The organism is Streptomyces sp. NPDC059456, assembly GCF_042750055.1.
Taxonomy (GTDB): domain Bacteria; phylum Actinomycetota; class Actinomycetes; order Streptomycetales; family Streptomycetaceae; genus Streptomyces.
On the sequence record NZ_JBHYVA010000253.1, the window covers coordinates 1 to 10793 of the forward strand.

The 10793-nt window shown below is 72.7% G+C and carries 12 protein-coding genes; 4 read left to right on the plus strand and 8 right to left on the minus strand.

The features are described from left to right. Positions 1-261 precede the first annotated feature (261 nt). Together ACFXA3_RS21930 and gdhA are read right to left on the minus strand one after the other, a co-directional pair. Positions 262-1602, minus strand: a complete 1341-nt coding sequence (locus ACFXA3_RS21930; RefSeq protein ID WP_385189083.1) for an AMP-binding protein — start codon at positions 1600-1602, stop codon at positions 262-264. A 160-nt stretch (positions 1603-1762) separates the two neighbouring features. After that, positions 1763-3166, minus strand: coding sequence for an NADP-specific glutamate dehydrogenase (gene gdhA, locus ACFXA3_RS21935; protein WP_385189084.1), 1404 nt, complete (start codon positions 3164-3166; stop codon positions 1763-1765). Between the two features lie 273 nt (positions 3167-3439). On the opposite strand from gdhA, the gene ACFXA3_RS21940 reads away from it, so the two are divergent. Next, entirely contained in the window at positions 3440-3934 is a 495-nt protein-coding gene (locus ACFXA3_RS21940) for a DUF1772 domain-containing protein (protein WP_385189086.1), read from the plus strand. 31 nt (positions 3935-3965) lie between these two features. Here ACFXA3_RS21940 and ACFXA3_RS21945 read toward each other — a convergent pair whose 3' ends face one another. After that, positions 3966-4493, minus strand: a complete 528-nt coding sequence (locus ACFXA3_RS21945) for an anthrone oxygenase family protein (RefSeq protein ID WP_385189088.1) — start codon at positions 4491-4493, stop codon at positions 3966-3968. A gap of 158 nt (positions 4494-4651) precedes the next feature. Here ACFXA3_RS21945 and ACFXA3_RS21950 point away from each other — a divergent pair, with 158 nt between their 5' ends. Continuing rightward, the gene (locus ACFXA3_RS21950) at positions 4652-5131 is read left to right on the plus strand and encodes a GNAT family N-acetyltransferase (RefSeq protein WP_385189090.1); all 480 of its coding nucleotides are present in this window, start codon (positions 4652-4654) and stop codon (positions 5129-5131) included. Here ACFXA3_RS21950 and ACFXA3_RS21955 read toward each other — a convergent pair. The 3 genes from ACFXA3_RS21955 to ACFXA3_RS21965 form a co-directional block, all read right to left on the minus strand. Continuing rightward, the gene (locus tag ACFXA3_RS21955) at positions 5128-6138 is read right to left on the minus strand and encodes an AraC family transcriptional regulator (RefSeq protein ID WP_385189092.1); all 1011 of its coding nucleotides are present in this window, start codon (positions 6136-6138) and stop codon (positions 5128-5130) included. The genes ACFXA3_RS21950 and ACFXA3_RS21955 overlap by 4 nt on opposite strands. Positions 6139-6178: 40 nt before the next feature. Continuing rightward, complete coding sequence (locus ACFXA3_RS21960) at positions 6179-7027, minus strand: NAD(P)H-binding protein (protein WP_385189094.1); 849 nt, start codon at positions 7025-7027, stop codon at positions 6179-6181. A gap of 124 nt (positions 7028-7151) precedes the next feature. Further along, positions 7152-7367, minus strand: coding sequence for a DUF4287 domain-containing protein (locus tag ACFXA3_RS21965; protein WP_385189096.1), 216 nt, complete (start codon positions 7365-7367; stop codon positions 7152-7154). Positions 7368-7480: 113 nt separating this feature from the next. On the opposite strand from ACFXA3_RS21965, the gene ACFXA3_RS21970 reads away from it, so the two are divergent. Together ACFXA3_RS21970 and ACFXA3_RS21975 are read left to right on the plus strand one after the other, a co-directional pair. Continuing rightward, positions 7481-8284 carry an alpha/beta fold hydrolase gene (locus ACFXA3_RS21970; protein ID WP_385189097.1) on the plus strand — a complete coding sequence of 268 codons (804 nt, stop codon included), beginning with the start codon at positions 7481-7483 and terminating at the stop codon, positions 8282-8284. Positions 8285-8360: 76 nt separating this feature from the next. Then, entirely contained in the window at positions 8361-8915 is a 555-nt protein-coding gene (locus ACFXA3_RS21975) for a flavoprotein (protein ID WP_385189098.1), read from the plus strand. 7 nt (positions 8916-8922) lie between these two features. Here ACFXA3_RS21975 and ACFXA3_RS21980 read toward each other — a convergent pair whose 3' ends face one another. Both ACFXA3_RS21980 and ACFXA3_RS21985 read right to left on the minus strand, forming a co-directional pair. Beyond that, positions 8923-9429 (minus strand): DinB family protein, encoded by a 507-nt coding sequence (locus ACFXA3_RS21980; protein ID WP_385189100.1) that lies wholly within the window; start codon positions 9427-9429, stop codon positions 8923-8925. Between the two features lie 42 nt (positions 9430-9471). Continuing rightward, positions 9472-10653, minus strand: coding sequence for an epoxide hydrolase family protein (locus ACFXA3_RS21985; protein WP_385189101.1), 1182 nt, complete (start codon positions 10651-10653; stop codon positions 9472-9474). Positions 10654-10793 lie beyond the last annotated feature (140 nt).

The window sequence follows — 10793 nt, forward strand, 5'->3', positions numbered from 1 at the left end:
ACACCCCCAGCCCCCCACCTCGCGTCACACCCCCCCGTTTCCCCCCGCACCCCCCCACCGTCACCTAATTTTATCTCCCCGCCCCCCCCCCCCCCTACTAGTCGCCGGTCCGCTTTCCCCCAGTCGCTGCGCCTCGGGACGGCCCTCAAGGCCCCCTGAACCCCGCCTCCACCGGGACCCCACCGGCAACTGGGCGCCACCGGGCAGATCCGGCCCCGCCGGTACCGGGGTACGGGCGGGCCCGGGGTACGGCACCGGGGCTCAGGCCCCGTACTGCTCCAGCAGCCGCTTCTTCTGGGGCTTGCCCATCGCGTTCCGCGGCACCGCCGAGACGAACCGGACCTCCCGCGGCCGCTTGTGCACCGACAGGTTCGCCGCGACGAACTCCGTGAGTTCGTCGCCCGTGACGCCCTCCGCGACGACGAACGCGACGATCCGCTGCCCCAGGTCCGCGTCCGGGACCCCCACCACCGCGGCCTCACTGACCCCGGGGTGGTCCAGCAGCGCGTTCTCGATCTCCCCGGCGCCGATCCGGTATCCGCCCGACTTGATCATGTCGATGGATGCGCGGCCCACGATCCGGTGGACCCCGTCCGCGGGATCGACCGCCGCGATGTCGCCCGTACGGAACCACCCGTCCTCGGTGTACGCGGCCGCCGTGGCCTCCGGCCGGCCCAGGTACCCCGCGAACAACGTCGGGCCGGTCAGCTGGAGTTCCCCGATCTCGGCGCCCGGCTCGGCGGCGATCCGGGTCCGGATGCCGGGCAGCGGGGTCCCGACCGTCCCGGGCCGGACCTCGCCGCCGGCACGGCCGCTGATCGTGATCAGCGTCTCCGTCATCCCGTACCGCTCCACGGGCCGCAGCCCGGTCAGCCGTTCCAGGTCCCGGAAGACGGGTGCGGGCAGTGCGGCGCTGCCCGAGACCAGCAGCCGGGCCCCGGACAGTGCGCCCGCGGCCGCGGGCTCCCGGGCGATGCGGGACCACACGGTCGGCACCCCGAAGTACAGGCTCCCGCCGGCCGCGGCGTACGCCCCGGGCGTGGGCCGCCCGGTGTGCACGAGGCGGCTGCCGGTGCGCAGGGCGCCGAGCACGCCGAGCACGAGCCCGTGCACGTGGAACAGCGGCAGGCCGTGCACCAGCGTGTCCTCGGCGCTCCACTGCCAGGCCTCGGCGAGCGCGTCCAGGTCGGCGGCGAGCGCCGCGGCGGTCAGCACCACGCCCTTGGGCGCCCCCGTGGTGCCGGAGGTGTACAGCACGAGCGCCGGGTCTCCGGGCGCCGCGGCGGACCCGGTCCGGTCGGAGCGCCGGGCGAAGTCCACCTCCACCAGCTGCGCCCCGGAGTCCCGCAGGACGTGTTCGCGCTCGGCGGGCCCGGCATCCGGCGGCAGCGGTACGAACGGCACCCCGGCCAGCAGCCCCCCGACCACGGCGGCGACGGTCTCCAGGGAGGCCGTGGCAGTCATCGCGAAGGCCTTCGCCCCGGCCACGTCGGCGGCCACCGCGCGGGCCGCGCCCAGCAGTTCCTCGTAGGAGGCGGTCCGCCCCGCGACCTCGATCGCGTCCTTGCGGTCCCCGTACACCCCGTCCAATGCCGTCAGCACGGTCTCGTCCCCTCGGTGGTCATCCGGCCAGGTCGGGCCCCAGGCTACGGCCCCGGCACGGCCGTGCGGGGCCCGGAGCCGAAGCCCCGGACCCCGCACGAACCGCCTCGGCCGCTCGGCCGATCAGCCGGTGAGGCCCGTCGGCCCGCCGGCCCGTCGGTCAGATGACGCCCTGCGCGAGCATCGCGTCGGCGACCCGCTCGAAGCCGGCGATGTTGGCGCCGGTCACGTAGTCGCCCGGGGCCCCGTACCGTTCGGCCGTCTCGTACGCGACCTCGTGGATCGAGCGCATGATGGCGGCGAGCTCGTCCTCGACGCGCTCCGCGCTCCAGGCCACCCGGCCGGCGTTCTGGCTCATCTCCAGGGCGCTGACGGCGACCCCGCCCGCGTTGGCGGCCTTGCCCGGCCCGAACGCGACCCCGGCCTCCTGGAGGATGCGCACCGCCTCGGGAGTGGTCGGCATGTTGGCGCCCTCGGAGACCGCCTTGACGCCGTTCGCGATGAGCGTGCGGGCGTCCTGCACGTCGAGTTCGTTCTGGGTGGCGGAGGGGAAGGCCACGTCCGCGGGGACCTCCCAGACCCGGCCGCCGGGCACGTACCGCGCCGAGGCGCCGCGCCGCTCCGCGTACTCGCTGACGCGCCCGCGCTCGACCTCCTTGATCTGCTTCAGCAGGGCGAGGTCGATGCCCTTGTCGTCGACGACGTAGCCCTGGGAGTCGGAACAGGTCAGCGGGTTCGCGCCGAGCTGCTGGAGCTTCTCGATCGTGTAGAGGGCGACGTTGCCGGAGCCGGAGACGACCGCGGTCAGTCCGTCGAGGGACTCGCCGCGCACGTGCAGCATTTCCGCGGCGAACAGCACGCTGCCGTAGCCGGTGGCCTGCGGGCGGATCGCGGAGCCGCCCCAGCCCCGGCCCTTGCCGGTCAGGACGCCGGCTTCCCAGCGGTTGGTGATGCGCCGGTACTGGCCGAAGAGGTAGCCGATCTCGCGGCCGCCGACGCCGATGTCGCCCGCGGGGACGTCGGTGTGCTCGCCGATGTGGCGGTGCAGCTCGGTCATGAAGGACTGGCAGAACCGCATGACCTCGGCGTCGGAGCGGCCGTGCGGGTCGAAGTCGCTGCCGCCCTTGCCGCCGCCGATCCCCAGTCCCGTCAGGGCGTTCTTGAAGATCTGCTCGAAGCCCAGGAACTTCACCACGCCGATGTCGACGGACGGGTGGAAGCGCAGGCCGCCCTTGTACGGGCCGAGCGCGCTGTTGAACTCGACGCGGTAGCCACGGTTGACGTGGACGCGACCGCGGTCGTCCTGCCACGGCACCCGGAACAGAATCTGCCGCTCCGGCTCGGTGAGCCGCTCCACCAGTGCGACCGCCGGATCCGCGTACTCCGGCCGGGCGGTGAAGACGGGCGCCAGGCTTTCCAGCACCTCCCGCACCGCCTGGTGGAACTCCGGCTGCGCGGGGTTGCGGCGCTCGATCTCGGCCCGCAGTGCTTCCAGCCTGTCCTTCGAGTCCTTCACGGGTGTCCCTCCAGGGGGTGCGCGGTGCGTAGACGACGGCAGGTGCATGGTGCCTGCAGGTCCGCGAGTACCGGTCGTTTCCGAGCGGAGCGCCTCTCGTACGTGCATTTTCGGAAAAGTTTTTCCGGATCACGGCCCTTTTCGGAGGCTACCGTGCGCAGCGCTGATCTGGGCAAGGCTTCTGCCCTGCGGACAAAAATCCCTCCGCGGGGTATGACCACCGCAGGACGATCGGCTACGCGACCATCGAACGGGCAACGGACCGAGCAGCAGACCGGGCAACAGACCGAGCAACAGACCGAGCAACAGGGAGAAACGGACGTGGACATCGCAAGACTCGTCTCACTCATCGCGGCGACGGTCACGACGGGACTGATGGCCGGCCTGTTCTTCGCCTTCGACGTGTCGGTGATGCCGGCGCTGCGGCGCTCGGACGACCGGACGCTGATCCAGGTGATGCAGCGCGTCAACGTCGCCATCGTCAACGGCTGGTTCCTGACCGGCTTCCTCGGCGCCCTGCTCCTCACGGGCCTCACGCTGGCCCTGCACCTGGCCTCCGGAGGCGGCGCCGTGGCGGCGCCGCTCGTCGCGGCACTGGTCGCGTACGCCCTCCAGCTCGGCGTCACCGGCGGGGTCAACATCCCGCTCAACAACGCCCTGGAGCAGGCCGGCCCCGTCGAGCGCATCGCCGACCCGGCCGCCGTCCGCCGGGCCTTCGAGGCGCGCTGGGTGCCGGCCAACCGCCTGAGGACGCTGCTGTGCACGATCGCCCTCGGCTGCCTGGCCTGGGCCCTGGTCCTCAACGGCCGCCTCTGAAGCCCCCGCACGTCACCGGACGTACCGGACGTCACCGGGCGGTGGCGGCCCGCCCGTGGAGCACCAGGGCCCGCGAGAGGGCCGTCAGGGCCGCCGTGCAGAGCAGCGTGCGGATGATGTTCGTGGTGACCCACGTCCCCTTGAACTTCTCCACGACCGAGAAGTCGGTCAGCCCCGCCGCGTCGCCCGCGTCCGCGAGTTCGTTGTTCAGCGGGATGTTCACGGTGAAGGTGATCACCAGGGCGACCAGGTACAGCGCGGCCGCCGCCCCCACCCACACCGCCACCCCGCGCCGTCCCGCACGGAACTCCGCCGCCGCCGAAGCGACGGCGGCGAGCAGGGCCGCCACGAAAACGGCGCCGAAGAGCCCGTTCCCGTCGATGACCGCGTTGATGTTCTGCATCGCGGTGACGTACGTCCGCTCGTCGCCCCGGGCCAGCCCCGGCATCACCGAGACGTCGAAGGCGAAGAACAGGCCCGCCATCAAACCCATGAGCACCGTCGACACCGTGAGCAGGGCGGTCGCGATCCGGCTCCCGCCGACTGTGTTCCCGTACATGAAACGCTCCTCTGGTCGTCCCTCTGGTTGTCGTCCCTCTGGTTGTCGTGCCTCTGGTTGTCGTGCCTCTGCCACCGCTGTGCCATCGCCGTGTCATGGCCCTGGCCATCCATCGGTCCCCGTGCCCACGCCCGAAACGCCCCCGGTAGGGTGCGGCCATGAGCACCTCCGCCCTCCGCCTGGAGCCGGTCACCGCAGCCAACTTCGACGCGGTGTGCGCCGTACAGGTACGCCCCGACCAGGCCCGTCTCGTCTCCCCCGTGGTCAAGTCCCTCGCCGAGGCCTACGTCCACGGGGACACCGCCTGGCCGCGCGCCGTCGTCGACGGCGACGAGGTCGTCGGCTTCGTCATGGCCTTCGTCGACATCGCCTGGGACCCGGAACGGGACCCCGCCGACATCCGCTCGGGCATCTGGCGCCTGAACGTCTCCGCCGACCACCAGGCCAAGGGTTACGGCCGGTTCGCGGTCCAGGCCCTCACCGCCGAGCTCCGCAGCCGCGGCACCGAGCGCGTGTACGTCACCTGGGAGACCGGCCCCGGCACCCCCGAGCCGTTCTACCTGGGCCTCGGCTTCCGCCTCACCGGCGAGCTCAGCGGCGGCCAGACCGTCGCCGTCCTGGACCTCCCGGCCCGCTAGGGGGTGTCGTCCTGTGGCAGGACCACCGTGCGCGAGGACCCCGGAGCCGCCGGACCGGCGGTCACCGCCGCGGCGCCGGTACGGAACTCCTGCGGGCTCATCCCGCGGACCCGCTTGAACGCCGTCGACAGCGCGAACGCCGAGCCGTAGCCCACCCGCCGGGCCACCGTCGCCACCGTGGCGTCCGGCTCCCGCAACAGGTCGGCCGCGAGGGCCAGGCGCCACCCCGTCAGGTACGCCATCGGCGGTTCGCCGACCAGGTCCGTGAACCGCCGCGCCAGCGAGGCCCGGGAGACCCCGGCCTTGTGGGCCAGCTCCTCCACCGTCCAGCCGTGCGCCGGGTTCTCGTGCAGCAGCCGCAGCGCCCGGCCGACCACCGGATCACCCTGCGCCCGGTACCAGCCCGGGGCCCCCGAACCGGGGTCCGCGAGCCAGGTGCGCAGCACCCCGATCAGCAGCAGGTCCAACAGCCGGTCCAGGACGAGCTCCTGGCCCGGCTCGTCCCGGGAGATCTCGGAGCCGAGCAGTCCGATCAGCGTGGCGTCCGCGGCCGCCGCCGGCCGGACCAGGATCGTCGGCAGCGCACCCAGCAGCCGGCGGCCGATCTCGTTCGGCGCCGTGTACGTACCGCTCAGCATCACCGCCGACCCGGCGTCCTGGTACTCCGCGCCCCAGGTCCGCACGCCCAGCGCCATGGACTCGCTGACGTCCTCGCCGGCCGGAGTGCTGCACCGCTGCTCCGGGTCCACCGTGATCTGGACCGGCGTCCCGGGAGCGTCCGCCACCGTGTACGGCTCGGGTCCCCGTACGACGGCCACGTCCCCGGGGCCGATCAGCACCGGCGTGCCCCCGTCGGGGAGCAGCCAGCCGGTCCCGTGCACCATCGTGACCACCGACAGCGGGGCCCGGTCCTCGATCCGTACCGCCCACGGCGGGTTGAAGACGGACTTGAGCAGGAAGGCGCCCCGGGCCTTGGGGCCTTCGAGGAGGCCGGTCAGCGTGTCCATGGGACCATCCTCCCCCGGCGTCCCGCCCCGCGGCAGGAGTTCAGACGTCCCAGACACCGGTGGCCGCCGCCTCACGGGCGTAGTCGGCGAAGTCCCTGGGCTCCCGGCCGAGGACCTCCTCCACCCCGTGCACGAGGTGGGCGTTGCGCCCGTCCAGGATCAGCGTGAACAGGTCGGCGAACTCCTCCGGCAGGCCGTTCTCGCGGAGCACCCCGCGGTACTCCTCGTTCGAGACGGGCACGTACGTGATCGTGCGCCCGGTCGCCTTCGACAGTTCGGCGGCGACGTCGGCGAAGCCGATCAGCCGTGGCCCGGACAGCTCGTAGGTCCTGCCGATGTGCCGGTCGTCGGTCAGCGCGGCCACCACCACGTCGGCGATGTCGTCGGTGTCGACGAAGGCCTCCACGGCGTCCGCGGTCGGCAGGGCGATCTCCCCGGCCCGTACGGAATCCAGGAAGAAGCCCTCGTCGAAGTTCTGGGCGAACCAGCTGCCCCGGACGACCGTCCAGTCGGCGCCGGACGCCTTCAGGGCCTCCTCGGCGCGCTGCGCGGCCTCCTCGCCCCGCCCGGACAGCAGGACCAGGCGGCGCGCCCCGGCGGCGACGGCCGCCTCGGAGAACGCGCCGATCTGCTCGGCGGCCCCCGGGAAGCCCAGGTCGGGGTAGTAGGTGACGTACACCCGGTCGACGCCTTCCAGCGCCGAGCCCCAGGTGCCGGGGGCGTTCCAGTCGAAGGCCGGGGCTCCGGTGCGCGAACCGATCCGCACCGGGAGACCCCGGAGCCGGAGCTTCTGCGCGACGCGGCGCCCGGTCTTGCCGTTGCCCCCGATGACGAGGGTCTGTGCCTGCGATGCCTGCGGTGTCTGCGGTGTCTGCGGTGTCTGTGTCATGCCTCCAGTCAAGCCCGTACCGGCGAGACGGAACATCGCCGAAAAGCTCAGCCGCATACGCGTACGTCCACGCCGACCCGCCCGCCCGCCGGTTCCCGGTGCCCCTGCCCGCGGCCCCGAGCCGTCAGGCGCGGCCCGCGTCCTCGGCGAGCGTGTGCGCCACGAGGGCGTTGGCGTGGCCGTGCCCCAGCCCGTGCTCGGCCTTGAGCCAGGAGACGAGCTCCATGTGCTTGCCGAGCGGCGAGGACCGGATCAGCTCCTTCCATTCCGCGACGGGGCGTCCGTACTTCTTCTCGATCGAAGGGAAGTAGCTGGCGGGGCCCTTCACCGGCTCGCTCATGTCTGTGGTGCTCCTGTCGGTCGGTGTGCGTCGTATTGCACTGTCACAGGGGTAGACGCCCGCCCCGCACGAAACTCATCGCCCACCGCCGAAAAATCTTGGAAGATGTCCCGATGACGACGACCTGGACCGAACGCAACGTCACCAGCCCGCAGGACGGCGTCCGCCTCTCCTGCCGGGACTGGGGCGGCACCGGCACTCCGGTCGTCCTCCTGCACGGCCTGGCGGGACACGCCGGCGAGTGGGACGCGATGGCCGCGCACCTCTCCCCGCACCACCGGGTGGTGGCAGTGGACCAGCGCGGCCACGGCGCGAGCGAGCGCCGCCCGACCGACGTCTCGCGCGCGGCCCACGTCGCGGACGTCCTCGCCGTCACCGCACAACTGGGCCTGGACCGCCCGGTCCTGATCGGCCAGTCCCTCGGCGGGCACACCGCCCTGCTCACCGCGGCCGCCCACCCGGACCTGGTCCGGGCCCTCGTCCTGGTCGAAGCGGGCGCGGCGGCCGCCGACCCCGCCACCCCGGCCGAAATCGGCGCCCTGCTCGGCTCCTGGCCGCTCCCCTTCCCCACGCTCGACGCGGCACGCGCGTTCCTGGGCAGTGAGGCCTGGGCGGCCGGGCTGGAGCAGCGGGCGGACGGCTGGTACCCGCGCTTCGAACGGGACGTCATGGTCGCCGCCATCACGGAGAACACCACCCGCGACTGGTGGCCCGAGTGGCAGCGGGTCGCCTGCCCGACCCTGCTCGTGACCGGCGAGAAGGGGATCATCCCGGCACAGGAGTCACAGCGCATGCTGACCCCGCCGGGCCCGCCCACGACGGCGGTCTGCGTACCGGGCGCCGCTCACGACGTCCACCTCGACCGCCCAGAGGCCTTCCACGCCGTCGTGACCGGGTTCCTCGCCACCTCGGCATGAAACCTGATCACTCACATTCGGCCGATCACTCCCCCTCAACTAGGGCAGAGATCAAGCAATGTGATCACATGTCGGTATGACCCCCACGAGAACGCTCTACCTGCTCTGCTCCGCCGCCCCGCCCGTCTTCGACGTGGCCCATGTGATCGAGGACGCCCAGGCCCGCGGCTGGGACGTCTGTCTCGGCCTCACTCCCACGGCCGCGCACTGGCTCGACGGAAGCCTCGACGGCCTGGCCGCCCTGACCGGCCACCCCGTGCGCTGGCAGTACAAGCTCCCCGGCGAGCCCGACGTGTGGCCCGCCGCCGACGCACTGCTCTTCGCCCCGGCCACCTTCAACTCCCTCAACGCCTGGGCCCTCGGCCTCACCGACCGCTTCGCCGTCGGCGTCGCCGCCGAGGCGATCGGCAAGGGCACCCCCGTGGTCACCATGCCCTGCATGAACACGGCCCTCGCCGCCCACCCGCAGTTCGACCAGTCCCTCGCCACCCTGCGCGGCGCCGGCGTCACCGTCCTCTACGGCGAAGACGGCTTCGTCCCCGGCCCGGCCGGCCCCGACGCCCCGCCCCACTTCCCGTGGCCGGTGGCCCTCACCGCCCTGGACGCCGCCGGCACCGCGCATTCCGCGTGAGGCGCGGCTACTCCCCCGTCACCCCGTCGATCGCCTCGCGCAGCAGGTCCGCGTGCCCGTTGTGCCGGGCGTACTCCTCGATCATGTGGGCCAGGATGTAGTGCAGCGAGTACGCCTCGTCGCCGTGGCGTCCCTGCACGTCGAGCGACTCGGCGGCATCGACGATCGCCCGGGACCGCGCGCAGCTCTCCTTCCAGATCCTGAACGACTCGGCCGGGTCGGCGTCCTCCACGTGGAACTCCGTCCACTCCCCGGCCTCGTTCTTCGGGAAGTGGCCGCGCACGTCCTCGTCGTTCAGGACGTTGCGGAACCAGCCCCGCTCGACCTCCGCGAGGTGCCGCACCAGCCCGATCAGGCTCAGCCCCGACGGCGCGACCGCCTTGCGCCGCAACTGCTCGTCCGTCAGCCCCGCGCACTTCATCATCAGGGTGTCCCGCTGCCACTGCAGGATGCTGGTCAAGGTGGCGCGCTCGTCGCCCACCAGGACGGGCCTGGTCCGCTGTTCGTCTCTCATCGGGCGATGATCACAGCCGTACGCCGCCTCCCGCGCCGCATTTCACATCCCGGACCGCAGCTGCCGGAAGAACGCCCGGACGTCCCCGACCAGCAGCTCGGGCACCTCCATCGCCGGGAAGTGCCCGCCCCGGTCGTACGAGGTCCAGCGCACGATCGCATCGGTGCGCGCGGCGATGTGCCGCAGCGGGATGAAGTTGTCCCGCGGGAAGTCGGCCAGCGCGGTCGGCGTGGCCGACACCTCGGGCGGCAGTCCGTGGTGGTCGGCGTGCGCGCGCTCGTAGTAGATGCGTGCGGCGGACCCCGCCGTCCCGGTCAGCCAGTACAGCATCACGTTGGTCAGCATCTGGTCCCGGTCGATCGGGCACCCGGGGTCGCTCCACTCGGCGAACTTCTCCCCGATCCAGGCGAGCAGCCCGACCGGCGAATCGTTCAGCCCGTACGCGAGGGTCTGCGGCCGGGTCGCCTGGATGTCGGCGTACCCCTGCCGCTCCCGCGACCAGACCCGGAACCTCTCCCACGAAGCCAGCGTCCGCTCCCGCTCGGCCGCGCTCAGCCCGGCCAGCTCCTCGGCCCGCGGCTCCTCGGTCGCCCCTCCCCCGGGCAGCAGGTTCAGGTGCACCCCGAGCACGTTCCCCGGCCGGATCCTCCCGAGCTCCCGCGAAACGGCCGCCCCCCAGTCGCCGCCCTGCACCCCGTACGCCGCGTACCCGAGCCGCCCCATCAGCACCCCGAAGGCCCGGGCGGTCCGCTTGAACTCCCAGCCTCTCTCCCGGGTCGGCCCGGACAGGCCGAAGCCCGGGATGTGCGGGAGCACCAGGTGGAACGCGTCAGCGGGATCCCCGCCGTGCGCCCGCGGATCGGTCAGCGGCCCGGCCACCCGCTGGAACTCCACGAACGACCCGGGCCAGCCGTGGGTCATCAGCAGCGGCGTGGCACCGGCCTCGGGCGAGCGGACGTGCGCGAAGTGCACCCGGGCCCCATCGATGACCGTGGTGTACTGCGGCCACTCGTTCAACCGCGCCTCGGCCGCCCGCCAGTCGTACCCGTCCCGCCAGTACCGCGCGAGCTCCCGCACCTCCCCGAGCGGCATCCCGTACGCCCGCCCCACCCCCGGCAGTTCATCGGGCCAGCGCACCCGGTCCAGCCGCTCGGCCAGATCCTCCAGCTCCCGCTCGGCCACGTCCACCCGGAACGCCTGCGCCCAGTCCCCAAGATCACTCATCCCCGCATGCTAGGCCCGCCGTCCGCCGCCACCGCCAACCGTTAACGCCGTTAACGGCGTTAACGCCCGGCCCGCCGACCCACCCCGGGGGGCCCTGTCGCTAAAAAACATCTGACGCTGCCGCAGAAGATGTGAGTGGA